Source organism: Weissella thailandensis (assembly GCF_001932615.1).
GTDB lineage: Bacteria > Bacillota > Bacilli > Lactobacillales > Lactobacillaceae > Weissella > Weissella thailandensis.
Window position 1 is genome coordinate 292,009 of the sequence record NZ_CP014332.1, and the last position, 22,979, is coordinate 314,987.

Below are 22,979 nucleotides of genomic sequence, written 5' to 3' on the forward strand. Positions count from 1 at the left end.
AATTGTAAGCGATTTACATTGTTATAGAAAACTTGTGAAAAAAAGTTTATAATTGTTGATGAAAGTAATGATGTACTTATTTAATAATTGTTTTAAGAACTCACTAGTAAAGGAGCATTCATCGTGCCTAAAGAAATTACAACATTGTTGACGTTTTTTGGTGGGACTGGAGACTTAGCTAAGCGTAAGTTATATCCATCTACCTATAACCTTTTTAAGAAAGGTTTCTTACAAGAACATTTTGCGATTATTGGAACTGCTCGTCAGGATTTAACGACAGATGAATTCCGTGAGCTAGTTCGCACATCAATCGCTGATTTTACTGAAGATCAGGCGAATGCTGAAGAGTTTGTTTCACACTTTTATTACATTCGTTTAGATATTACGGATAAAGCTGGCTATGCTGAAATGCTTACATTGAATAATGAATTGGATGCTAAGTATGATTTGAAGGGTAACCGTATTTTCTATATGTCAGTTGCACCTCGCTTCTTTGGTACAGTTGCTAAGTATTTGAAGTCAGAGAATTTGCTAACTGAAAATGGTGAATTTAACCGTTTGATGATTGAAAAGCCATTTGGTTCTTCATATGAGACAGCTGAAGAATTGCAAAACGAATTGTCAGAAGCTTTTGATGAAAGCCAAATTTACCGTATTGATCACTATCTTGGTAAAGAAATGGTTCAAAATATTGCAGCGGTTCGTTTTGGTAATCCACTATTTGATGCGGCTTGGAACAAGGACTACATCGAAAACATTCAAGTGACTTTGTCAGAAGTTTTGGGTGTTGAAGAACGAGCTGGATACTATGATACAGCTGGTGCCTTGCGTGATATGATTCAAAATCACACGATGCAAGTGATTGGTTGGTTAGCCATGGAAAAGCCAGCATCATTTAACGATAAAGAAATTCGGGCAGCTAAGAATGCAGCCTTTGATTCTTTGAAGATTTATAACACACCTGAGGAAGTTGCGGCTAACTTTGTGCGTGGTCAATATGGTGAATCAGCAGATGGTTCACAAAAGAAATATTTGGATGAAATGGATGTACCAGCAGATTCACAAAATAATACGTATGTTGCTGGTAAACTACAATTTGATATGCCCCGTTGGGAAGGTGTACCATTCTACATTCGTTCAGGTAAGCGTTTAGCTGCGAAGTCAACCCGTGTCGATATTGTCTTTAAGAAAGGCTTGAATATCTTTGGTGAAGACGTTTCATTAGATAATCCAGTATTATCAATTTTGATTGATCCTAAGGGTGGTATTGAATTTAAGATCAATGCAAAGGATATTACGTCAGCATTTGCAACACGTATGATTAACCTAGATTGGCAAGTTTCTGATAAAGATAAGGCCGTTACTCCTGAACCATACGAGCGTATGATTCATGATGCCATGAATGGTGATGGATCAAACTTCGCTGACTGGAATGGTGTGGGAACTGCTTGGAAGTTCGTTGATGCCATTCAAGCTGCTTGGGATGCTAAGAAAGAATCATTCCCTAACTATGTTTCAGGTTCAATGGGACCAGTTGCGGCTGATGAGTTGTTAGCAAAAGAGGGCAACGAATGGGTCTTTAAGGGTTAAACTTGTTTTTAAAAATTAAATAGATTGTCGATCCTCCGTAGTGCTTGTTATTTGATAATAAGTGACGGAGGATTATTTGTTTCAAGAATAAAGGAGTCATTATGGCCAGATACACAGCAATTGAATTAACTAATATGATTATGATTGAAAATCCGCAAACACACGAAATTTTAGTCGAAAATCGACGGAATCCGGCGTGGCCAGGTGTTACTTTTCCGGGCGGACACGTAGAGGAGGGAGAGACGGTCACACAGTCAGTTTATCGAGAAGCCTATGAAGAGACCGGTTTAACAATTGCATCACCTAAAATGGTTGGTATCAAAGAATGGCCATTGGCAGATGGGGCGCGCTATATCGTCTTTTTATATAAGACTGATCAATATCAAGGTGAAATTCAAACTGGACGTGAAGGTGAAATATTCTGGACGACCCGCGAGGAATTATTGAGTGGCCAGTTTAAATTACCGCACACGTTTGCAGAGATGCTGCCCGTTTTTGATAAGCCTGAAATTAATGAATTAGCATTATATGCAACGATTGATCAGCAGCGGCAAGATATAAGTTGGCAATAATATGATAAAACACGAACGTCCGAAAAAATGCTGATTATTATAAGAACTTATCGGCTGTCTTCGGCTTTAAACGTTTTTTTAAAACGAAAAATGAACGGATATGTTATACTGTCAGTATTAAATTAAAAAATACCGAACGTTCGAGGTTATAAAATATGAAAACACGTCGAAGCGATCGCTTAGTAGATATGACACGTTATTTGCTAGAACGACCACGTACTTTAGTTTCACTAACACATTTTGCTGAAGAATATGAAAGTGCCAAATCATCTATTTCAGAGGATTTGACCATTTTAAAGCGGACATTCCATGAGCGCGGCATTGGCCTTTTGGAGACGATTCCTGGGGCTGCTGGTGGTGCCCGTTTCACACCATATATGACGAAAGATGATGCCAAAGAATTTGTGGACTCATTAGTTAATGCCATTGATGATGAGACTCGTGTCTTGCCAGGGGGCTATGTTTATTTATCAGATATTTTAGGCCAACCCTGGTTTTTGCAACGCATTGGTCGCTTGATTGCAACACAATATTTGCGCGAGCCAATTGATGCTGTTATGACGGCAGCAACCAAAGGTGTCCCAGTTGCTCAAGCAGTTGCTGAGGAATTAAATGTCCCATTCGTGATTGTCCGTAATGATACAAAGGTTACTGAAGGACCAACGATGTCGGTCAATTATGTCACTGGTCAGTCACAACGGCTAGAAAAGCTTGAATTATCACGACGTTCTTTGCCAATGGGATCACGTGTATTGATTGTTGATGACTTTATGAAGGCCGGTGGTACCATTCGTGGTATGGCTTCCTTAGTTAAAGAATTCGAAGGTCAAGTCGTCGGTTCTGCCGTTGTCGCTGAAGGCCGCGTCGAGCATCGTGTAATTGATGAATACACATCATTGATTCATGTGGATACAAATAAGGATGATGGCATTATTCACGTCACACCTGGTAATTATGCCGATGAAATTTATACCAAGTTTGAAGAAGAATTAGAAAATAAATAGTATTAGATTAAGGTGGAAGTCATGCAAAGATTTGTCATTGTTTTAGCTGCAGGAAAAGGGACCCGAATGAAGTCTACTTTACCAAAGGTGTTGCATAAAGTTGGTGGTAAGCCAATGGTACAACTGGTAGTCGATACGGTAAAAAATGCCGGTGTTGATAAAACGGTTACTGTTGTTGGCAACGGTGCGGATCAGGTAAAAGAGACGCTAGGGGATTCTTCTGAATTTGCAGTGCAAACGCAACAATTAGGTACTGGTCATGCTATTCAGATGGCCGCCCCATTGTTGGCAAGCGAACAAGGTGTCACGCTGATTGCTTCAGGGGATGCACCAATGTTTACTACCACCACTTATGAAGACCTATTTAGCTATCATGAACAATCAAATAATGCTGTTACTGTATTGACAGCCAAAGCACCAGATCCAACTGGGTATGGCCGCATTATTCGTGATGAGCAAGGTAACGTTCTACGAATCGTTGAACAAAAAGATGCTAATGATGATGAGAAAAAGGTTGATGAAATCAATACCGGTGTCTATGTCTTTGATAATCAATTATTATTTGAAAGCTTGCAACATGTTACGAATGATAATGCACAAGGTGAATACTACTTGCCTGACACATTAGAGATTTTGCGTGAAGCCGGTCAAACGGTTGGCGCCTTCCAAATTAGTGATTTTGGTGAATCAATGGGTGTCAATGACCGCGTTGCCTTAGCTAAAGCTAATCAAATTATGCGTCAACGCACTAATGAAGCCCATATGCGAGCCGGTGTCACTTTGATTGATCCAACGAACACTTACATTGATGTGGATGTCCAAATTGGGGCCGATACTGTGATTGAACCAAACGTCTATCTGAAGGGTCAAACTAAGATTGGTAGTCATGTTGTCTTAACGGCAGGAACAACCATTGTTGATTCGATTGTTGCCGATGGGGCTCAAATAGATGCCAGTCATTTGGAAAAGGCTGAAGTACGTGAGGCAGCAACGGTCGGTCCGTTTGCTCATCTACGTCCAGCAGCTTTCTTGGATCGTGAAGCCCACGCTGGTAATTTTGTTGAGGTGAAGAAGGCAACCTTAGGCGTACGCTCAAAAATGGGGCATTTGTCTTATCTGGGTGATGCAACGATTGGTGCTGATGTAAATATTGGTGCTGGGACTGTATTTGTTAACTATGATGGTATGAACAAATGGCATTCAAATGTTGGTGATCGTGCCTTTATTGGTTCAGGATCAAAAATTATTAGTCCGGTAGATATTGCTGATGAAGCGTTTATTGCCGCTGGTTCGATTATTACAGATAATGTGCCAGAGCATGCCATGGGGATTGCCCGTGCTCGCCAAACGGTTAAAGCAGATTTTTGGCAACGGACACCATTATTCAAGAAATTTAATAAATAATTATTGAATTAAGTTGATTGTCATGTTGGTCGGTTAATAATGGATTGAAGAATGCGTTGAAAAACGGTACAATGGGATTATTAAAGACTGGAATACGCACGTGAATGTGTCTATGGAGGAAAGCATGTCAACTTATTCGGATCCACATTTGAAAATATTTTCATTGAGTAGCAATCAACCATTAGCGGAAAAGATTGCTGCTGCTGTTGGTGTGGAACTATCGAAAATCAATATCGCCCGATTTAGTGATGGGGAGATTCAAATCAATATTGAAGAATCTGTCCGTGGGGATAATGTTTATATTATCCAACCAACATCAGCACCAGTTAATGACAGTTTGATGGAACTGTTGATTATGATTGATGCATTACGTCGAGCAAGCGCACGTTCAATTAATGTTGTGATGCCTTATTACGGTTATGCACGTCAGGATCGTAAAGCACGTTCTCGCGAACCAATTTCAGCAAAATTGGTTGCTAACATGCTAGAGATGGTTGGTGCAACACGAGTGTTAGCACTTGACTTGCATGCATCACAAATTCAAGGATTCTTTGATATCCCTGTTGATCACATGACTGGTGCCCCATTGTTGGCTGATTACTTAATTACAACGGGTATCGCTGATAATAATACCGTGATTGTATCTCCTGATCATGGTGGTGTTACTCGTGCACGTGCTTTGGCAGAATTATTAGGTTCACACGAACCAATCGCCATTATTGATAAGCGTCGCCCAAAGGCTAATGTTGCGCAAATTATGAATATTATTGGTGATGTTAAGGGTAAGCGTGCCATCATGATTGATGATATGATCGATACTGGTGGTACCATTACGCAAGGTGCTCAAAAGTTGAAAGACGAAGGAGCTGCCGAAGTATATGTGGTTGCAACACACGCAGTCTTCTCAGGTAAAGCTGTGGAGAATTTGCAAAACTCAGCATTTGAAAAGGTTATTGTGACGGATTCAATTAATCTACCAGAAGAAAAGAAGTTCCCTAAGTTGGTTCAAGTTTCTACTGCAGAATTGATTGGTGAAGCAATTAAGCGCATTAATGAGAACAAGGCTGTTTCGCCTTTGTTTAAGACACGCTTTCACCGTACATCTGACTAAGAAAGAAAATGATTCGTTGTTCTAGCAAAGTTTAGAGCAACGTTTTTTTATAAGAGGGGTAATGTAATGGCAAAAAAGAAGATGATTTTAGACCTAGATACTGGTGTTGATGATGCATTGGCATTAGCTTATGCATTAGCAACGCCGGATGCTGATTTAATTGGTGTGGTATCCTCATTTGGTAATACCCAAGTTGAGACTGCTGCACAAAACACCTTGAAGCTATTAGAGCTACTAGGAAAATCGGATGTACCAGTTTTTGTTGGGGCGGCACATTCTTCAACCACTGATAATTTTGAGACTATGCAGGTATCAATGGATATTCATGGTAAAAATGCCATTGGGGACGTTGCGTTACCAGAGCCTAAGACAATACCAGCAACAACATCAGCGGTTGATTTCCTGATTGCATCAGCCCATCAATATGCTGATGATTTGGTCGTAGTACCAACTGGTCCATTGACTAATTTGGCTGCAGCTTTTAAGAAGGATCCGCAAATCGCTGATTTGATTGGTAATATTACGTTAATGGGGGGCGCACTTGTTGTGCCAGGAAATGTGACACCATACACTGAGGCAAACATTAACCAAGATCCTGAAGCGGCTGACTATGTGTTTAAGCATGCTAAACATTTGGTAATGGTTGGCCTAGACGTTACCTTACAGACTTTGTTAACAAAACAAGAAACACAAAAATGGCGCGATTTAGGGACTGAAAAAGGGCGCGTTTTTGCAGACATTTTTGATTATTATATTGATGCTTATTACAACTTAGATATTAATAAGGCTGGGGCAGCCTTACATGATCCGCTCGCAGTGGGTGTGGCGGTCGATCCAAATTTTGTGACATTATTACCACTCAACATGATGGTAGATGTTAACGATGGTCGAACGATTGGTGATCCTAGCCGGTTGCGTGACCCACATAAGAACAACTATGTCGCTGTCGAGGTTGATGAACCATTTTATTTGGAGCGATTCATGAATTATACATTGGCAGTATTATCGTAATTAATGAATAGCTAAGGCTTGCAAAATGCCTTTTTGTCGTGTAATATAAGTGTTTGTGAGTTATCACTTATTGATAGCTTTCCTTGCCGGCAGGTAGTCGGCCATAGACCAAAAGGAGGAATATATAATGGCATACGAATTAACATACATTATTCGCCCTGACATGAATGCTGACGCTAAGAAGGCATTGGTTGAGCGTTTTGACAAAGTGTTGTCAGATAATGGTGCTACGGTGGTTGAGTCAAAGGACTGGTCATCACGTCGTTTTACTTTTGAAATTGCAGGTTACCGTGAGGGTCTTTACCACGTGGTTAACTTTACTGCAGAAGATGACGCACCTGTTAACGAGTTCGATCGTTTGGCTAAGATCTCAGAAGATATCTTACGTCACATGGTTGTAAAGCGTGAACTAGCATCAGCTGAGTAATTTTTAAAAATTACATTAATTTAATAAAATTTAGTGGCTAGGTCTAAGGACCTTGAAAGGAGGCTTTCCATATGATAAATCGTGTTGTTCTGGTTGGTCGTTTGACACGTGATGTTGAATTGCGTTATACGACTTCTGGTGCTGCTGTTGGGTCATTTACAATTGCCGTTAATCGACAATTTACAAATGCTAACGGTGAGCGTGATACCGATTTTGTTAATGCTGTCATTTGGCGTAAGTCAGCAGAGAATTTTGCTAATTTTACATCAAAAGGTTCGTTAGTTGGTATTGAAGGCCGTATTCAAACTCGTAATTATGAAAATCAACAGGGACAACGTGTTTATGTCACGGAAGTAGTTGTTGATAACTTCTCATTGTTGGAAAGTCGTGCTGAAAGTGAAGCGCGCCGTTCTCATAATGGTTCAAATAATACGAATAATTTTGGTGGTGGACAACAGCGTAGTCAGGGGAATTTTAATTCTTCAGCATCACAAAACCCATTTGGCGCACCAGCATCAAGTGGTAATGTGTTCAATGGCAGCTCAGCTAGTTCACAGTCATCAAATGATCCTTTCAGTGGTGGTCAAGAGATTGATATCTCTGACGATGATCTACCATTCTAAATTATTAACAACAAGATTGTCTAACGACATCATTCTATCAGGAGGAATTTAATCATGGCACAACAACGTCGTGGTGGCGGACCTCGTCGCCGTCGCAAGGTTGACTTTATCGCAGCCAACCACATTGAATACGTGGATTATAAAGATACTGAATTGTTGGAACGTTTCATTTCAGAACGTGGTAAGATTTTGCCTCGTCGTGTAACTGGAACTTCAGCAAAGAACCAACGCAAGGTTACGACTGCTATTAAGCGTGCTCGTATCATGGGTCTTTTGCCATTCGTTGCAGAAGACTAATTGCATATAAAAAAGCCAAGGCAATCGCCTTGGCTTTTTTTGACCCGTTTTAATCGATTTTCCGAGAAGTATTAGTTATAATGCTAACGTAAAGGGGGAAGCTTATGAAAAAAACATTGATGTATATTTTAGTATTTGTACTAGGTATTGTATTAGGTGGAGTCGGCGTTCATTATGCTTCGGATTACCAAAATGATAGAGCAGAGGATCAATATGAATCAAGCTATAGTGAATCACGTGCTTCATCGCTAAAGCAGAATTCAAGTAGCTCTGTAAGCAGTCAAAGTAATGACACACAAAATAGTAGCTCTGTTGCATTACCTTCACAAGAAGAAGCCAACAAGCGTGTAAGTGATGATCTTGATAAGTTCATTAAAGAACAGAAGAATGACTTGATTAAAACAGCGTCTGTTGAAGATGCGGTTGACGCATTTGAAGATTCATATGTGGATACGTATGAGGAAGAATTGCAGGCAAAGTATCCAGGCGATGCTAATGAAGACAATATTGAACGTTTGATTGATACAGCAGAAGCAACGGTTAATGTGCAACAAAAGATTTCAGATAATAAGTAATCAAAATTAATTTAAACAAAAGAAGAGTTGGGACAAAATAAGTTCCAGCTCTTTTTTTGTTGAAATCGTATGACTTAGGGTCTAAAAAACTAAGGCATAAACGCATCACGAAAGTCTGAGGTGCATTGTTACCACCAGCTTTAAAACGATTTTTGCACTATTCCTTTTATACAAATATAGATAAAAACGAACTTTATTAAAATAAAAAACAGATTAAAAACTAAATTGATAAATAAACACGAACGAAAAGTGTTGACTCGATTAATAAAGTTAAGTATTATGAAGGTGAAAAATAGGGCAAGACAATAAAAAGTAAAAGGTGGGGAAGAATGGGGACAAACGACGTTGCGATATTGATGGGGTCGATTTCAGATTGGTCAACAATGAAACTAGTATGTGAGCAACTTGAAAAGTTAGGGATATCATATGAAAAGCATGCCATATCAGCCCATCGTATGCCTAATGAACTACAAGAATTTGGACAAAAGGCACGCACACAAGGAAATAAGGTGATTATTGCTGGTGCAGGAGGTGCCGCTCATTTGCCAGGGATGATTGCAGCAAATACGACATTACCTGTGATTGGGGTGCCGATAAAAACACGAACATTAAATGGAATGGATTCATTGCTTTCAATTGTTCAGATGCCAGCGGGGACGCCAGTTGCGACAGTTAGTATTGGTGAAGCTGGTGCTAATAATGCAGCTATTTTAGCGGCGCAAATTTTGGCAGTCACACAATTGGATGTGCAAGAAAAATTAGTTACATTCAAACAGATGCAACATCAAGAATCTATCGAAAGTGAGGCGCGTTTTGATTGAAACAATTTTACCACCAGCTACTATCGGTATTGTTGGGGGTGGACAATTAGGTCAAATGATGACACTAAGTGCTAAAAGTATGGGGTATAAGGTAGGCATCCTAGATCCTACACCGGATGCACCCGCTGCCCAAGTTGCGGATTTTCAAATAAAAGCAGCTTATGATGATGAAGCAGCGTTATTGGATTTAGCCCATCGTAGTGCGGTTTTAACCTATGAATTTGAAAATGTTGCTGAAGAAACTTTAAAAAAGGCTGCGGCATATGCGACCTTACCGCAGGGTGTTAATTTACTGCACATTACAGGGCAACGTTTGCGAGAGAAAAATTTTTTGAGAGATGTACAGGTACCAGTAACAGAATTTGCAGCAGTTGTTGATGCAGCATCGTTACAAACGGCTATTACGAAAGTTGGCTATCCAGCGCTTTTAAAAACAGTTAGTGGTGGGTATGATGGCCATGGTCAGCTTGATATTAATAACTCTGCAGACTTGATAACTGCTAAGCAATTGTATGATCAAGCACCATGTATCTTAGAAGCACGTCAAAATTTTCAAGCGGAAGCCTCAATTATGGTGACACGAGATTTGCATCAAAAAACTTATACTTTTCCGTTGGTAACGAATCAACACAAAAATCACATTTTACATACAACGATTGCTGCTGATCAATTTCCTGAAACGTTACGTCAAAAAGCCAAAAGTTATGCTGAAAAAATTGCTGAAAAGCTCGATCTCTATGGTGTTTTAGGTATTGAATTTTTTGTTATTAATGATCATGAATTGATTGTCAATGAATTGGCTCCTCGGCCACATAATTCAGGTCACTATACGATTGAGGCATGTAATATCTCACAATTTGAAGCTCACATTCGGAGTATTTGTGGGTTGCCGATACCAATAATTAAGCAAGAGCATCCTGCAGTGATGCGTAATTTATTGGGAAATGACTTAACACTAGCACGAGAATTACTAAATAAACGTCCCGAATGGCATTTTCATGATTATGGCAAAGCAGAAATTAGACCACAAAGAAAATTAGGCCATATTACCGTTGTTGGCACTGATGTTGATGAATTACTTGCAAAGACCGCCATGCTAAAAGGGGAGAATTAACCATGCTTGAATTGTCAGGAGTAGAAAAACAAGAACTGTTGTATCAAGGAAAAGCAAAAGAAATGTACGCCACTACTAATCCGGAGGTTTTGTGGGTCCATTATATGGATCAAGTAACGGCCTTGAATGGTAAACGCAAGGTGCGGATGGCAGATAAAGGGAAGGTGAATTGTGCCATCTCATCACAATTATTTACCGACTTACGGACACAAGGCATTGAGAATCATTTTATTGAACAACTTGGGCCAACTGATCAATTGGTCCAGCGGGTCCAAATTATTCCTTTGGAAACGGTTGTTCGTAATTATGCATCTGGTAGTTTTGTAAAACGTTATCAAGTAGATTATTTGCAAAAATTTGAACAACCAGTCATTGAATTTTTCTATAAAAACGATGCATTAGATGACCCCTTTTTGAATGATGATGATGCTTTGGCATTGGGGGTTGCGACAAGCGATCAAATTACAGAGATTCGTAAACTTGCACGACAAGTTAATCAACATTTGATTCAAATTTTCACCAAAATGAATGTACAACTTGTTGATTTTAAACTTGAATTTGGATTAACAACAGCCGGGGATGTCATCTTGGCGGATGAATTGTCGCCTGATAATTGTCGTTTAGTTGATATGAACACAAAAGAGTCACTAGATAAGGACATTTTCCGTAAAGGATTAGGTGAAATGGTGCCGGTCTATGAAGAAATTTTGCAACGCTTACAGCACTCGGAGGAGGTCTAAAATGACAGTCGTTAAAGTTTTTGTGAACTACAAAGAATCAATTTTAAATCCAGAGGCTGAGGCAATTAAACAAGCATTAGGTCGCCTTGGTTATGATGATATTGTTGATTTAAAGGTGGGAAAGTCTTTTGAATTAACGTTTGCAAATCAATTGAGTCATGCAGAAATTGAAAATGAAGTTAATGAGATTTGTGATCGGATGTTAGCGAATTTTAACATGGAGAACTATCGCTATGAAATTAGCGACTCGGAGGCAATACAATGAGATTTGCGATTTTAGCATTTCCTGGATCTAACTGTGAGTTAGATGCCTATTATGCTGTTTCGGACGTGTTTCATGAAGAAGCAGAATTAGTTTCTTATGAAGCAGATTCGTTGATTGATTTTGATGCAGTGATTGTGCCGGGTGGGTTTTCTTATGGCGACTATTTACGTAGTGGTGCGATTGCACGTTTTGCACCGATTGTTCCAGCGTTACAACAATTTGCGAAAAGTGGAAAACCAGTTATTGGTATCTGTAATGGTTTTCAAATTCTTACAGAAGCGGGTCTTTTACCAGGTACCTTGCAAAAAAATACTGTTGCTAAATTTGTGTGTCGAGATCAACAGCTAGTTGTTGCAAATAATCAAACACCCTTTTCATCATTGTACGAAACCGGTGCAGTCATTACGTTACCAATTGCTCATGGTGATGGCAATTATTATTGTGATGCTGAAACACTTAAAACGTTAGAAGAGAATGACCAAATTGTTTTTAGGTATCAAAACAACCCTAATGGTAGTTTGGGTGGTATTGCTGGTGTTACTAATAGTGAAGGCAATGTTTTGGGCATGATGCCACACCCAGAACGAGCGGTTGAAAAAATATTGGGATCAGATGATGGTGTCCAATTATTTGCATCGATAATTAACTTTGTTAAGAAACATGAGGTGGTTAGCTATGAGTAGTGTTGGTGTTAAAACGGCAGAAATTTCACCCGCAGATATTGAAGAACAAAAACTTTATCGTTCATTGGGGCTATCGGATGACGAATATCAATTAATTAAAAATGAAATTCTAAGGCGTTTACCAAATTATACTGAAGTCGGATTATTTTCAGGTATGTGGAGTGAACACTGTTCATACAAAAATTCAAAACCAGTTTTAAAAAAATTCTTTACCACTGGACCTCGTGTTGTAAAGGGGCCAGGTGAAGGTGCCGGCATTATTGATATCGGTGATGGCCAAGGGGTAGTTTTTAAAGCTGAAAGTCATAATCATCCATCAGCAGTTGAACCGTTTCAAGGAGCAACGACTGGGGTTGGTGGTATTTTACGTGATATTTTTTCAATGGGTGCTCGCCCAATTGCAAGTTTAGATAGTTTGCGTTTCGGGACGCCTCGTACTGCAGCAGATCATTATTTAATTTCACAAGTTGTCGCTGGTATCAGTGCATATGGTAATTGTATTGGTGTTCCTACTGTAGGTGGCGATATGGCGTTTGATGATGCTTATGATCATAATCCACTGGTCAATGTGATGTGTGTTGGCCTAATGGATTTGGAAAACATTCAAGTTGGTGCAGCGGCGGGTGTCGGTAACAGTATTATTTATGTTGGTGCTAAAACCGGTCGCGATGGGATTAATGGTGCATCATTTGCATCAGCACAATTTGATTCCGAACATGAAAGTCAACGGTCTGCTGTTCAAGTTGGGGATCCCTTTACTGAAAAATTAGTTATGGAAGCATGTTTAGCAATCAGTGAGCATCATGCAGATGCTTTGGTTGGTATGCAGGACATGGGTGCTGCAGGGCTGGTATCTTCTTCAGCAGAAATGGGTTCAAAAGCTGGCGGCAATGGTATGATTTTAGATTTGGATTTAGTGCCTCAACGTGAGGCCGATATGACACCTTTTGAAATGATGTTATCAGAATCACAAGAACGAATGTTGTTATGCGTCAAGAGTGGCTGTGAAGATGAAGTATTAGAAGTATTTGACGAATATGGTGTGGAAGCAGTTGTAATTGGACATGTTACTGATAATGATAGTTATCAATTAGTGCATCATGGTCAAGTTGTTGCTGATGTGCCAGTTGATGCACTCGTATCACAGGCGCCTGTTTATCACCGTGAAAGTAAAGTGCCAGCACGAATCGAGCAAGCTAGTAAACAACAGTTTATGCCAGAAGTTTCTTCAGCCACTGAAGTTTTAATGCAAATGTTAGCTCAGTTGACAATTGCTTCGAAGGAAAGTGTTTATGAAACTTATGACTCACAAGTTCAAACGAACACGCTGGTGAAACCTGGTTCTGATGCAGCGGTTGTTAGAATTCGTCACCATGATAAGGCACTGGCAATGACAACAGATGTTAATGGACGTTACCTATATCTAAATCCACGAATTGGTGGTCAAATGGCTGTGGCCGAAGCGGCAAGAAATATTGTCGCTTCCGGAGCTGTACCACTAGGTATAACGGATTGTTTGAATTTTGGTGATCCAGAAAAGCCGGAACAATTTTATGAATTAGATCAAGCGGTGCAAGGAATGGGTGAGGCGTGTGAAAAGTTTGCCACGCCAGTTATCTCTGGTAATGTTTCTTTAAACAATGAATTCAACGATGTACCAATTTACCCAACGCCAATGGTGGGGATGGTTGGTTTGATTCAAGGACTCGAACACATTACCACTCAGGATTTCAAACAAGCTGGTGATTTCGTTTATGTCATTGGTCAAACACATCAGGATTTTAATGGTTCTGAGATTCAGCGATTGCAGACCGGTGAAATTTCAGGTCAATTATTTGATTTTGACTTGGATTATGAAGTTAAAATACAAAATCTTGTGACGCAGGCAATTCAAAATAACCTGTTGCAAAGCGCACATGATGTTTCAGAAGGTGGCTTGATTGTTGCGATTACCGAAGCGACATTTGGTAATCAGTTAGGTGTTGACTTGACGAGTAAATTATCGGTTCGTCAATTTTTCGCTGAAACGCAATCGCGTTTTGTTGTTTCTGTTAGTCCTGAAAATCAAGTGGCATTCAAACAATTAGTCGGCGCACCTGCAACGTATTTAGGTCAAGTGACTGACGATGCCCGTTTGCAAGTCACGGCGCAAGATGGTGCATTTGATCTGTCAATTGCTCAAGCATTGGATACTTGGAAAGGAGCTTTGCCATGCAGTCTGAATTAAGTCATTTGAATGAGGAATGTGGTGTCTTTGGCGTCTGGGGTACGCCAGATGCAGCATTTTTAACCTATACTGGTTTATTTGCATTGCAACACCGTGGTCAAGAAGGCGCAGGCATCACGATTAATGATGATGGACAACTTAGAACGAAACGTGGTTTAGGTTTACTTAACGATGTATTCAATGCAGCAGATCTTGAACAACTCCAAGGACAAGCAGCGATAGGACATGTTCGTTATTCAACGGCAGGTAGTAATTTACTAGAAAATATTCAACCATTACCTTTCAATTTTAGTGACACACAGTTTGCACTTGCTCACAATGGTAATTTGACAAATGCAGAGACAATTCGAAAAAACTTAGAAGATAGAGGTGCGATATATCATTCAAGTTCAGATTCAGAGAATTTAATGCATCTTATCCGATTGAGTAAAGCAACAACGTTAGATGAACAAGTTAAGGATGCTTTGCGGACAATTAAAGGTGGTTTTGCTTATTTATTATTGACGAAGGATTGTCTTTATGCTGCCCTTGATACAAATGGTTTTCGACCACTTGTTGTTGGTAAATTGCCGAATGGTGGCTTTGTGGTCTGTAGCGAAACCTGCGCCTTAGATGCTGTCGGTGCGATTTTTTTCTGTGATGTACAACCCGGTCAATTATTGCGAATTGATGAGTCAGGGTTATCAATTTCTGCTTACACGACAGACACGCAATTAGCAATTTGTTCAATGGAATTTATTTATTTTGCCCGCCCAGATTCAGATATTTACGGTGTAAATGTGCATTCTGCTCGTAAACGTATGGGAGCACTATTAGCCAAGGAACAACCAGTTGAAGCCGATTTGGTAACCGGTGTGCCCAATTCTTCTTTGTCGGCGGCCATGGGTTATGCCCAGGAGTCAGGGGTGCCTTATGAAATGGGGTTGATTAAAAATCAGTATTCTGCCCGCACATTTATTCAGCCTACTCAAAAATTACGTGAACAAGGTGTGAATATGAAATTGTCAGCTGTCAAAGGTGTTGTAGCTGGGAAACGAGTTGTTCTGGTTGATGATTCTATCGTACGTGGCACAACTAGCCGGCGCATCGTGAAGTTATTAAAAGATGCTGGAGCAGCAGAAGTTCACTTGCGAATAGCCTCACCAGCACTAAAGTATCCTTGCTTTTATGGGATAGATATTCAACACGCCAGTGAATTGATTGCGGCAAATCAAACTTTGGCAGAAATGCGACAAACATTTGGAGCGGATTCATTAGGATTTTTAAGTGTACCAAGTTTAATAAAAGCCGTTGGGTTAAATACTGGTGCACCGAATGGTAGTTTGTGTGTTGCTTATTTTGATGGTAAATATCCAACACCACTTTATGATTATCAAGAACAATACGACCAAGAGCAAGAAAAATTAGGTCGGCAAGATGAGCCTCAACATGTAACGACATCATAATATCTTAACAGGAAAGGATCATAGAATGGAGGCCTATAAAGAGGCGGGCGTTGATATCAATGCAGGATATCAATTGGTCGATCAAATAAAAAAATTAGCACACAATGAATCGTTGGGTTCGTTTGGCGGACTATTTTCGTTAGACATTGGATCATATCAAGAACCGGTTTTAGTTGCAGGAACTGATGGTGTTGGCACCAAATTGCTGATTGCAATTCAAGCGAATAAGAATACGCAAGTGGGCATCGATTTGGTGGCTATGTGTGCTAATGATGTGTTATCGCAGGGAGCCAAGCCGTTGTTTTTTCTCGACTATTTGGGAACTGGTCATTTAGATCAAGGACAAGCCAAAGATATTATAACTGGCGTGGTCGAAGGGGTGAAACAAGCTGGTGCACTGCTATTAGGTGGTGAAACGGCTGAAATGCCCGATATGTATGCTACGCAACATTATGATTTAGCGGGATTTGCGGTTGGTATTGCTGACAAAAAACAGTTATTAACAGCTGAGAATACGAAAAATGGTGATGTACTCATTGGTTTAGCATCAAATGGTTTACATTCAAACGGATTTAGCTTGGTACGTGATATTTTATTTAAACAAAATGACTTTTCATTACATGAGACATTGCCAGGTTACAAACACGATTTGCAAACTGAATTGTTAAAACCTACCCGAATCTATGTTGATGCGGTCTATCCTTTGATAGAACAAAAGCTAGTACATACCATTGCCCACATTACTGGTGGTGGACTAATTGAAAATGTTGGTCGTATTTTGGATAAAGACCAGAGTGCTGAAATAAATGTAGCGACTTGGCCAATGCCACGAATTATGCATTCGTTACAAGAATTGGGTCGGCTAACATTTACGGATATGACGCAGACTTTTAATTTAGGAATTGGCATGGTTCTAGCAGTTGATCCGGCCAATGTAGAAAAGGTGATGACGTTATTACAACAGTCAGGTGAAAGGGTTTATCAAATTGGTCGAGTTGTTTCGGGACAACAGGAAGTCAAATTGAAAGGCGAATTGCAGTGAAGTCAATAACCAAAAAAATAGCGATTTTTGCTTCAGGTGAGGGATCTAATTTTACAGCCTTATGTCAGGCATTTAAGCGTGAAAAAATGTCAGTTCAAGTTGCGTTACTAGTCTGTGATCACCAAAATGTGCCAGTATTGCAACGTGCTAAAAATGAGGGTGTCCCTACCTTGGCAGTCAATTTTCGTGACTATCCAGATAAAGCATCAGCAGAAGCTATTATTGCAGCAAGGTTAGCTGCTGAACAAATTGATTTTATTTTGTTAGCAGGATATATGCGAATTATCGGTCCAACCTTATTAGCAGGATATGCCGGTAAAATGGTCAATATTCACCCAGCATTATTACCGAGTTTTCCTGGTCGTCAGGGCATTGAGGATGCTTATGAAGCAGGCGTGTCAACAACTGGCGTAACAATTCATTGGGTTGATGCAGGTGTCGATTCGGGTCGGATTATTGCCCAGCGTCAGGTACCGATTTATAAAACAGATCAGCTTACTGATCTTGAGCAAAGGATTCATCAAGTTGAACATAAATTTTATCCATCAGTTGTTAAAGAGCTATTAGAAAAAGGAGAATTCTAAAAATGACTAAAAGAGCATTGTTGAGTGTTTCAGATAAAACAGGTTTATTGGAATTCGCGCGCCAGTTAATTGTCCTAGATTTTGAAATTATTTCAACTGGGGGAACAAAAAAAGTCCTTGAAGATGGCGGACTATCCGTTATTGGTGTTGAAGACATTACTGGTTTTCCTGAAATGCTAGACGGCCGTGTCAAAACTTTGCATCCGAAAATTCATGGTGGATTACTAGCAAAACATCATAATTCGGCGCACATGGCACAACTCGAAGAAGCGAGTATTTCACCTATTGATTTAGTTGTTGTTAATTTGTATCCTTTCAAGGAAACGATTAAAAAACCTGAAACAACTGAAGCAGAAGCAATCGAGCAAATTGATATTGGCGGGCCATCAATGTTACGTGCGGCCGCAAAAAACTTTGCCGATGTTTTGTCAGTGGTGGATACTGCCGACTATGAACGGGTGATATCATTTTTAGAAGCTGGTCAAGAAGATTTAACTTTCAGAAAGGAATTGGCAGCAAAAGTATTTCAACACACGGCGGCGTATGATGCGTTGGTTGCAAATTACCTGACAACTGAAGAATTACCTGAGAAGTTAACATTAACATATGAGAAACAACAAAGCCTACGTTATGGTGAAAATAGCCATCAATCAGCGGCTTTTTACCGTAACCCTATTCCGGCAAAGTTATCAATTATCACGAAACAATTACATGGTAAGGAGTTATCTTTCAATAATTTGAAGGATGCTAATGCAGCCTTAAATATGGTTAGTGAATTTGCAGAACCATGTGTGATTGCAATGAAGCATATGAATCCGTGTGGTGTTGGTATTGCTGATAATATTGAACAAGCTTGGGACGAGGCGTATGAATCAGATCCGATGTCGATTTTTGGTGGTATCGTTGCAGTTAATCGTGAGATTGATGCAGCGACTGCCCAAAAAATGAATGAAATTTTCTTGGAAATTGTCATTGCACCATCATTTAGTGCTGAAGCCTTGGAGATTCTTGGCAAGAAAAAGAATATTCGTTTATTGCAGGCCGACTTAAGCCATCGTGATGAGGCAGAACGTTTCGAAACGATTGCAGTTAGTGGTGGGTTACTTGTCCAGGAAACTGACCGACAAGTTGAAAAAGTGTCAGATTTCAAAGTGGTAACTAAGGCACAACCAACGGCTGCACAATTGCAAGCGTTGCAATTTGGTCAACATGTCGTGAAGTTTGTAAAAAGTAATGCCATTGTTGTCACAACAGCTACAAAAACTCTAGGCGTTGGCATGGGACAACCTAATCGCATTGATGCAACCAAGATTGCAATCCAAAAAGCGATGCCTAAAGAAGGTTATGAACATGCTATTTTGGCCTCAGATGCCTTCTTCCCAATGGACGATTGCGTTGAGTATGCCGCACAGCACAATATTAAAGCGATCGTTCAACCAGGAGGAAGTATTCGTGATAAAGATTCTATTGCGATGGCCGATAAGTATGGTATTGCCATGGTGACGACTGGTGTGCGTCACTTTAGACATTAGAAGGGGGAATCTTGATGGCTAATGTTCTTGTCATTGGCACTGGTGCCCGTGAACATGCAATCGCTGTGACTTTTCTTAATAGTGATCAGGTTGAAACAGTTTTTTGTGTGCCTGGAAACTCGGGGATGCAATCTGACGGCATTCAAACGGTTGCTATATCAGAGAAAGATTTTGAAAAAGTCGCGTTGTTTGCTCAACAGCAGCAAATTGATTTAGTATTTGTAGGTCCTGAGGCGCCTTTGGCAGATGGAATAGTGGATTTTTTGATGGCTAAAGGGTTACGAGTTTTTGGACCTAAACAAGTGGCGTCTAAGTTAGAAAGTGATAAGCAGTTTGCTAAAGAATTTATGAAACGGCATCAAGTGCCTACCGCTGACTTTGCGTCGTTTAAAGATTTTGAGCATGCATTTTCATATGCACAACAATTGTCCCTACCAATAGTCATTAAAGAGAATGGTTTAGCAGGTGGTAAGGGGGTTCAAATTGTTAAAGAAACCAATGAACTAGCCCCAGCCTTGCAAGATGCTTTACAAAAAACAGATCAGATTTTGGTGGAAGAATATCTTGATGGTGAAGAATTCTCGTTGATGTTATTTTTGGGCGGTCCAGAACCAGTTATTTTGCCAATCTCACAGGATCATAAAAAAATATATGTAGGGGGCACTGGCCCTAATACAGGTGGTATGGGTGCTTATTCACCCGTGCCCCATATTACAGATGAAGTTATTGATCAAGTTAAACAAATGGTGGTAACACCCATTATGACTGGTCTGCGACGAGAAAAATTAATGTATGCGGGGACGCTATATATTGGATGCATGTTAATGAATACAGGTGTTAAAGTGATTGAATTCAATGTTCGTTTAGGTGATCCGGAAGCTCAAATTTTGTTACCACAACTAGAGAGTGATTTTTATACTGCAATCACAAATTTGATTGTTGGGAAAGATCCACAAATGGTCTGGCAAAATCAAGAATATTATTTAGGAACTGTTGTTGTGGCATCAGGGTATCCGGCTATGCCTAAACAGCATATTGCCTTACCGGACTTACCACAAAATGTATTCTATGCGGGTGTCGTTGCAGAAAATGGCCAATTATATAGTGTTGGCGGTCGTATTTTTACACTTATTGCACATGCATCAAGCCTGAAAGAGGCCCAAAAACGTGTTAATGAAGCGTTGGAAGATTTAAATCTGGCGGGATTTTACTATCGAACGGATATTGGATTTCGTGACATCGAGGATTGAAATGAGTTTATGCTTTATTTTTTATGAGCTCTAAGTCATACATTCTAAGCATAAAAAAAGGGAATGACTATTAGTCATTCCCTTTAAATTAGTGGACAAGCAGGGGCTCGAACCCTGGACCCACGGATTAAGAGTCCGTTGCTCTACCAACTGAGCTACTTGTCCAAATGAATTAATTGTCTCGCAACAACAAATAATATATCATATAATAAGTATATGTGCAAGAGTTTTTTAAAATAAAAAAGACTGATTTAATATCAGCCTTTACGTAGTGGACAAGCAGGGGCTCGAACCCTGGACCCACGGATTAAGAGTCCGTTGCTCTACCAACTGAGCTACTTGTCCAAGTGAATTAATTGTTTCACAACAACGGATAATAATATACCATATAAAGCAGAGGTGTGCAAGGATTTTCTTTATAAAAAATTTGTACTTGCATTTTTTCTTGAGATGAGTAAAATCAGTTGATAAATAAATATGAAATACCTTGTAGATTTAATCGTTAGATAAATGGGCTAACAAGTTTCTACCGCCTACCCAATAATAGGCGACAATCCACAACTGTTTAGTAAAACTTTCGACTTTACTAGCATTTGTTGGATTCTATACAATCTAACAAATGCTTTTTTTATACAAAAAAATGGAGGAAATATGGCTGGATATAGCATTGCAAACAAATTTGTACCAATGGGATTAACCTTTCAAGACGTTACATTACCAACTGGTTATTCGGGTGATCAAGAAGATGAACTATCTATGAAAACCATCCTTACGCCAACGCTGAAATTAAATCAACCAATTTTATCGGCTGCGATGGATACGGTCACAGAATCAACAATGGCAATTGCTTTAGCAAAGTTTGGTGGTCTTGGCGTGATTCACAAAAATATGTTGATTGCGGAACAGGCGGCTGAAATTCGTTTGGTGAAAGAATCACCTGTAGATTTAAGCATTGACGTCAATGCTGCTGTTGACCAACAGGGTCGTTTATTAGTTGCTGGTGCCGTTGGTGTCACATCAAATACTCTTGAACGTGTTGAAAAATTGGTAGCGGCTGGTGCCGATGCAATTGTACTTGATTCAGCTCATGGACATTCGGCAGGTGTCTTACGTAAAATTCGTGAAGTCCGTGATGCTTTTCCTGAAATCAATATTATCGCCGGTAATGTTGCCACAAAAGCTGGTGCAATTGCACTATATGAAGCCGGTGCCGATGTGGCTAAGGTTGGCATTGGCCCTGGATCGATTTGTACGACGCGCGTTGTTTCTGGTGTCGGTGTTCCTCAAATTTCAGCCATTGCTGGGGCAGCAGAAGCAGCCCAAGAATATCATCGAACAATTATAGCTGATGGTGGCATCAAAACATCAACGGATATGACGAAAGCTATTTTAGCTGGTGGTCACGCGATTATGTTAGGGTCAGTTCTTGCAGGTACGTTTGAAACACCGGGTGAGGTATTTACGGATAAAGAGAGTGGGCGCCGCTTCAAAGCTTATCGGGGTATGGGATCGATTGCTGCTATGCAAAACGGTTCAAAAGATCGCTATTTCCAAGGTGAAGTTAACGAAGCTAATAAGATGGTACCAGAAGGCATTGAAGGGCAGACGCCATACAAAGGCACGTTACTTGATGTGTTACAGCCATTATTAACAGCAGTATCCGACGATTTGATCAACGGTGGTTTTCACGCTATTTCACAGGCTGCCAAAAATGGTCGGCTGGTAGCTACGACAGATACACAAGATTATGCAAAAGTGCCACAAAGCGTACGCATCATGCAAAACAAGGAGGAATTAGTATAATGTTTAGCCAAAATGGACTAGGACTTGATGATGTGTTGTTGGTACCAAGTGCTTCCGATGTATTACCAAATGAAATTGATATTAGTACACAGGTTGCTGAAAATATGACACTATCAATTCCGGTAGTTGGCGCAACGAGATTTGCAGCTGTGGCAAATGCAATTGATTTTGCAAAAGAAGGCACATTGGCCATTTTGCCAGTACAGTTGTCAACGCCTGAAAACGTGACCAAAATTAAGCAATTAGATAATCAATATCTAGTTGGGGTATCGGTAGAAGCTGCTGATACTGTAGATGAATTGGTACAAGCAGGTGCTGATGTTGTGCAAGTCCTACCAACTGATAATCAAAATTTTTTGGTAAAAAACATTAGTGAAATTAAATCTGGCTTTAATGCATTACCAGTCTGGATCGGACCAGTAGATGATTTGGAAATTGCAAAGCAATCATTATTAGCAGGTGCAGACACAATCATTATCGGTACAACAGCTGGTCAGCCGTTGCAGCATACGGTTACCACTGTTATGGATTTTGCAGAACAAGCGGCTAAGTTTGATAAAAACGTTATTCTTGGTTCGGATATCCAATATACTGGTGATGTGGTTAAGGCGTTGGCTGCTGGTGCGGTGGCAACGATGATTGATGAAAAAATGATTACAGATAGTGTTTCTGATAATCTTTTTCAAATTAGTGGTGGTTTGCGATCAGGTATGGGTTATACAGGATCGGATAACGTTGAAACGCTACGTCAAAAAGCACAATTTGTGCAAATCACTTCAGCTGGTTTAACTGAAAGTCATCCGCATGATATTGCATCAATTAAGGCTGCGCCAAATTATCATCATGTCTAAGTTTGAAC

General features: G+C 39.9%; 23 protein-coding genes, 2 tRNA genes and 1 riboswitch. Of the genes, 23 read left to right on the forward strand and 2 right to left on the reverse strand.

Features of this window, described 5'->3' with window-relative positions:
• Positions 1 to 123: 123 nt before the first annotated feature.
• The 21 genes from zwf to purD all read left to right on the forward strand — a co-directional run bounded on the left by zwf (position 124) and on the right by purD (position 20,317).
• Positions 124 to 1,590 (forward strand): glucose-6-phosphate dehydrogenase, encoded by a 1,467-nt coding sequence (zwf, locus tag FOL01_RS01495; protein ID WP_075268975.1) that lies wholly within the window; start codon positions 124 to 126, stop codon positions 1,588 to 1,590.
• A 101-nt stretch (positions 1,591 to 1,691) separates the two neighbouring features.
• Positions 1,692 to 2,162 carry an 8-oxo-dGTP diphosphatase gene (locus FOL01_RS01500; RefSeq protein ID WP_075268976.1) on the forward strand — a complete coding sequence of 157 codons (471 nt, stop codon included), beginning with the start codon at positions 1,692 to 1,694 and terminating at the stop codon, positions 2,160 to 2,162.
• Positions 2,163 to 2,317: 155 nt separating this feature from the next.
• Entirely contained in the window at positions 2,318 to 3,166 is an 849-nt protein-coding gene (gene purR, locus FOL01_RS01505) for a pur operon repressor (RefSeq protein ID WP_075268977.1), read from the forward strand.
• A gap of 21 nt (positions 3,167 to 3,187) precedes the next feature.
• Complete coding sequence (gene glmU / locus FOL01_RS01510) at positions 3,188 to 4,570, forward strand: bifunctional UDP-N-acetylglucosamine diphosphorylase/glucosamine-1-phosphate N-acetyltransferase GlmU (protein WP_075268978.1); 1,383 nt, start codon at positions 3,188 to 3,190, stop codon at positions 4,568 to 4,570.
• Between the two features lie 124 nt (positions 4,571 to 4,694).
• Complete coding sequence (locus FOL01_RS01515) at positions 4,695 to 5,681, forward strand: ribose-phosphate diphosphokinase (RefSeq protein ID WP_075268979.1); 987 nt, start codon at positions 4,695 to 4,697, stop codon at positions 5,679 to 5,681.
• A gap of 66 nt (positions 5,682 to 5,747) precedes the next feature.
• Positions 5,748 to 6,692: a nucleoside hydrolase gene (locus FOL01_RS01520; protein WP_075268980.1), complete on the forward strand. Its 945-nt coding sequence runs from the start codon at positions 5,748 to 5,750 to the stop codon at positions 6,690 to 6,692.
• A 127-nt stretch (positions 6,693 to 6,819) separates the two neighbouring features.
• Positions 6,820 to 7,119, forward strand: coding sequence for a 30S ribosomal protein S6 (rpsF, locus tag FOL01_RS01525; protein WP_075268981.1), 300 nt, complete (start codon positions 6,820 to 6,822; stop codon positions 7,117 to 7,119).
• 71 nt (positions 7,120 to 7,190) lie between these two features.
• Positions 7,191 to 7,742 (forward strand): single-stranded DNA-binding protein, encoded by a 552-nt coding sequence (gene ssb / locus FOL01_RS01530; RefSeq protein ID WP_075268982.1) that lies wholly within the window; start codon positions 7,191 to 7,193, stop codon positions 7,740 to 7,742.
• 54 nt (positions 7,743 to 7,796) lie between these two features.
• Positions 7,797 to 8,039, forward strand: coding sequence for a 30S ribosomal protein S18 (rpsR, locus tag FOL01_RS01535; protein WP_002828737.1), 243 nt, complete (start codon positions 7,797 to 7,799; stop codon positions 8,037 to 8,039).
• Positions 8,040 to 8,143: 104 nt separating this feature from the next.
• Positions 8,144 to 8,614: a hypothetical protein gene (locus FOL01_RS01540; RefSeq protein WP_075268983.1), complete on the forward strand. Its 471-nt coding sequence runs from the start codon at positions 8,144 to 8,146 to the stop codon at positions 8,612 to 8,614.
• A gap of 329 nt (positions 8,615 to 8,943) precedes the next feature.
• A complete protein-coding gene (gene purE, locus FOL01_RS01545) occupies positions 8,944 to 9,435 on the forward strand; it encodes a 5-(carboxyamino)imidazole ribonucleotide mutase (RefSeq protein ID WP_075268984.1) in 492 nt (163 codons plus the stop codon).
• The gene (gene purK / locus FOL01_RS01550) at positions 9,428 to 10,549 is read left to right on the forward strand and encodes a 5-(carboxyamino)imidazole ribonucleotide synthase (protein WP_083603394.1); all 1,122 of its coding nucleotides are present in this window, start codon (positions 9,428 to 9,430) and stop codon (positions 10,547 to 10,549) included. Before purE ends, purK begins: the two co-directional genes overlap by 8 nt.
• Positions 10,550 to 10,551: 2 nt before the next feature.
• Positions 10,552 to 11,289 (forward strand): phosphoribosylaminoimidazolesuccinocarboxamide synthase, encoded by a 738-nt coding sequence (purC, locus tag FOL01_RS01555; protein WP_075268986.1) that lies wholly within the window; start codon positions 10,552 to 10,554, stop codon positions 11,287 to 11,289.
• Position 11,290: 1 nt separating this feature from the next.
• Positions 11,291 to 11,554, forward strand: coding sequence for a phosphoribosylformylglycinamidine synthase subunit PurS (purS, locus tag FOL01_RS01560; protein WP_075268987.1), 264 nt, complete (start codon positions 11,291 to 11,293; stop codon positions 11,552 to 11,554).
• Positions 11,551 to 12,237 carry a phosphoribosylformylglycinamidine synthase subunit PurQ gene (purQ, locus tag FOL01_RS01565; RefSeq protein ID WP_075268988.1) on the forward strand — a complete coding sequence of 229 codons (687 nt, stop codon included), beginning with the start codon at positions 11,551 to 11,553 and terminating at the stop codon, positions 12,235 to 12,237. Before purS ends, purQ begins: the two co-directional genes overlap by 4 nt.
• Positions 12,230 to 14,464 carry a phosphoribosylformylglycinamidine synthase subunit PurL gene (gene purL, locus FOL01_RS01570; RefSeq protein ID WP_075268989.1) on the forward strand — a complete coding sequence of 745 codons (2,235 nt, stop codon included), beginning with the start codon at positions 12,230 to 12,232 and terminating at the stop codon, positions 14,462 to 14,464. Before purQ ends, purL begins: the two co-directional genes overlap by 8 nt.
• Positions 14,449 to 15,909: an amidophosphoribosyltransferase gene (gene purF, locus FOL01_RS01575; RefSeq protein ID WP_075270599.1), complete on the forward strand. Its 1,461-nt coding sequence runs from the start codon at positions 14,449 to 14,451 to the stop codon at positions 15,907 to 15,909. Before purL ends, purF begins: the two co-directional genes overlap by 16 nt.
• A gap of 25 nt (positions 15,910 to 15,934) precedes the next feature.
• A complete protein-coding gene (purM, locus tag FOL01_RS01580; protein WP_075268990.1) occupies positions 15,935 to 16,951 on the forward strand; it encodes a phosphoribosylformylglycinamidine cyclo-ligase in 1,017 nt (338 codons plus the stop codon).
• Entirely contained in the window at positions 16,948 to 17,535 is a 588-nt protein-coding gene (gene purN, locus FOL01_RS01585) for a phosphoribosylglycinamide formyltransferase (RefSeq protein ID WP_075268991.1), read from the forward strand. Before purM ends, purN begins: the two co-directional genes overlap by 4 nt.
• Before the next feature lie 2 nt (positions 17,536 to 17,537).
• Complete coding sequence (gene purH / locus FOL01_RS01590; RefSeq protein ID WP_075268992.1) at positions 17,538 to 19,067, forward strand: bifunctional phosphoribosylaminoimidazolecarboxamide formyltransferase/IMP cyclohydrolase; 1,530 nt, start codon at positions 17,538 to 17,540, stop codon at positions 19,065 to 19,067.
• A gap of 14 nt (positions 19,068 to 19,081) precedes the next feature.
• Positions 19,082 to 20,317 (forward strand): phosphoribosylamine--glycine ligase, encoded by a 1,236-nt coding sequence (gene purD / locus FOL01_RS01595; protein ID WP_075268993.1) that lies wholly within the window; start codon positions 19,082 to 19,084, stop codon positions 20,315 to 20,317.
• 92 nt (positions 20,318 to 20,409) lie between these two features.
• On the opposite strand, the gene FOL01_RS01600 is transcribed toward purD, so the two are convergent.
• Both FOL01_RS01600 and FOL01_RS01605 read right to left on the reverse strand, forming a co-directional pair.
• Positions 20,410 to 20,482: transfer RNA gene (locus FOL01_RS01600), tRNA-Lys, on the reverse strand.
• Positions 20,483 to 20,589: 107 nt separating this feature from the next.
• Positions 20,590 to 20,662: transfer RNA gene (locus tag FOL01_RS01605), tRNA-Lys, on the reverse strand.
• Between the two features lie 126 nt (positions 20,663 to 20,788).
• Positions 20,789 to 20,891: riboswitch (purine riboswitch) on the forward strand.
• Positions 20,892 to 20,968: 77 nt separating this feature from the next.
• Here FOL01_RS01605 and guaB point away from each other — a divergent pair.
• Positions 20,969 to 22,120: an IMP dehydrogenase gene (guaB, locus tag FOL01_RS01610; RefSeq protein ID WP_075268994.1), complete on the forward strand. Its 1,152-nt coding sequence runs from the start codon at positions 20,969 to 20,971 to the stop codon at positions 22,118 to 22,120.
• Positions 22,120 to 22,971, forward strand: coding sequence for an IMP dehydrogenase (locus tag FOL01_RS01615; protein WP_083603395.1), 852 nt, complete (start codon positions 22,120 to 22,122; stop codon positions 22,969 to 22,971). Before guaB ends, FOL01_RS01615 begins: the two co-directional genes overlap by 1 nt.
• The last annotated feature ends 8 nt before the right edge of the window (positions 22,972 to 22,979 follow it).

What these genes read in the sequence shown, in the direction of transcription:
- FOL01_RS01520 (WP_075268980.1), top strand. Translation starts at nt 5,748, where the DNA reads ATGGCAAAAAAGAAGATGATTTTAGACCTAGATACTGGTGTTGATGAT.
- purM (WP_075268990.1), top strand. Translation starts at nt 15,935, where the DNA reads ATGGAGGCCTATAAAGAGGCGGGCGTTGATATCAATGCAGGATATCAA.
- purS (WP_075268987.1), top strand. Translation starts at nt 11,291, where the DNA reads ATGACAGTCGTTAAAGTTTTTGTGAACTACAAAGAATCAATTTTAAAT.
- purH (WP_075268992.1), top strand. Translation starts at nt 17,538, where the DNA reads ATGACTAAAAGAGCATTGTTGAGTGTTTCAGATAAAACAGGTTTATTG.
- rpsR (WP_002828737.1), top strand. Translation starts at nt 7,797, where the DNA reads ATGGCACAACAACGTCGTGGTGGCGGACCTCGTCGCCGTCGCAAGGTT.
- FOL01_RS01540 (WP_075268983.1), top strand. Translation starts at nt 8,144, where the DNA reads ATGAAAAAAACATTGATGTATATTTTAGTATTTGTACTAGGTATTGTA.
- FOL01_RS01615 (WP_083603395.1), top strand. Translation starts at nt 22,120, where the DNA reads ATGTTTAGCCAAAATGGACTAGGACTTGATGATGTGTTGTTGGTACCA.
- ssb (WP_075268982.1), top strand. Translation starts at nt 7,191, where the DNA reads ATGATAAATCGTGTTGTTCTGGTTGGTCGTTTGACACGTGATGTTGAA.
- purC (WP_075268986.1), top strand. Translation starts at nt 10,552, where the DNA reads ATGCTTGAATTGTCAGGAGTAGAAAAACAAGAACTGTTGTATCAAGGA.
- purQ (WP_075268988.1), top strand. Translation starts at nt 11,551, where the DNA reads ATGAGATTTGCGATTTTAGCATTTCCTGGATCTAACTGTGAGTTAGAT.
- purF (WP_075270599.1), top strand. Translation starts at nt 14,449, where the DNA reads ATGCAGTCTGAATTAAGTCATTTGAATGAGGAATGTGGTGTCTTTGGC.
- purD (WP_075268993.1), top strand. Translation starts at nt 19,082, where the DNA reads ATGGCTAATGTTCTTGTCATTGGCACTGGTGCCCGTGAACATGCAATC.
- purL (WP_075268989.1), top strand. Translation starts at nt 12,230, where the DNA reads ATGAGTAGTGTTGGTGTTAAAACGGCAGAAATTTCACCCGCAGATATT.
- rpsF (WP_075268981.1), top strand. Translation starts at nt 6,820, where the DNA reads ATGGCATACGAATTAACATACATTATTCGCCCTGACATGAATGCTGAC.
- FOL01_RS01500 (WP_075268976.1), top strand. Translation starts at nt 1,692, where the DNA reads ATGGCCAGATACACAGCAATTGAATTAACTAATATGATTATGATTGAA.
- purR (WP_075268977.1), top strand. Translation starts at nt 2,318, where the DNA reads ATGAAAACACGTCGAAGCGATCGCTTAGTAGATATGACACGTTATTTG.
- purE (WP_075268984.1), top strand. Translation starts at nt 8,944, where the DNA reads ATGGGGACAAACGACGTTGCGATATTGATGGGGTCGATTTCAGATTGG.
- guaB (WP_075268994.1), top strand. Translation starts at nt 20,969, where the DNA reads ATGGCTGGATATAGCATTGCAAACAAATTTGTACCAATGGGATTAACC.
- glmU (WP_075268978.1), top strand. Translation starts at nt 3,188, where the DNA reads ATGCAAAGATTTGTCATTGTTTTAGCTGCAGGAAAAGGGACCCGAATG.
- FOL01_RS01515 (WP_075268979.1), top strand. Translation starts at nt 4,695, where the DNA reads ATGTCAACTTATTCGGATCCACATTTGAAAATATTTTCATTGAGTAGC.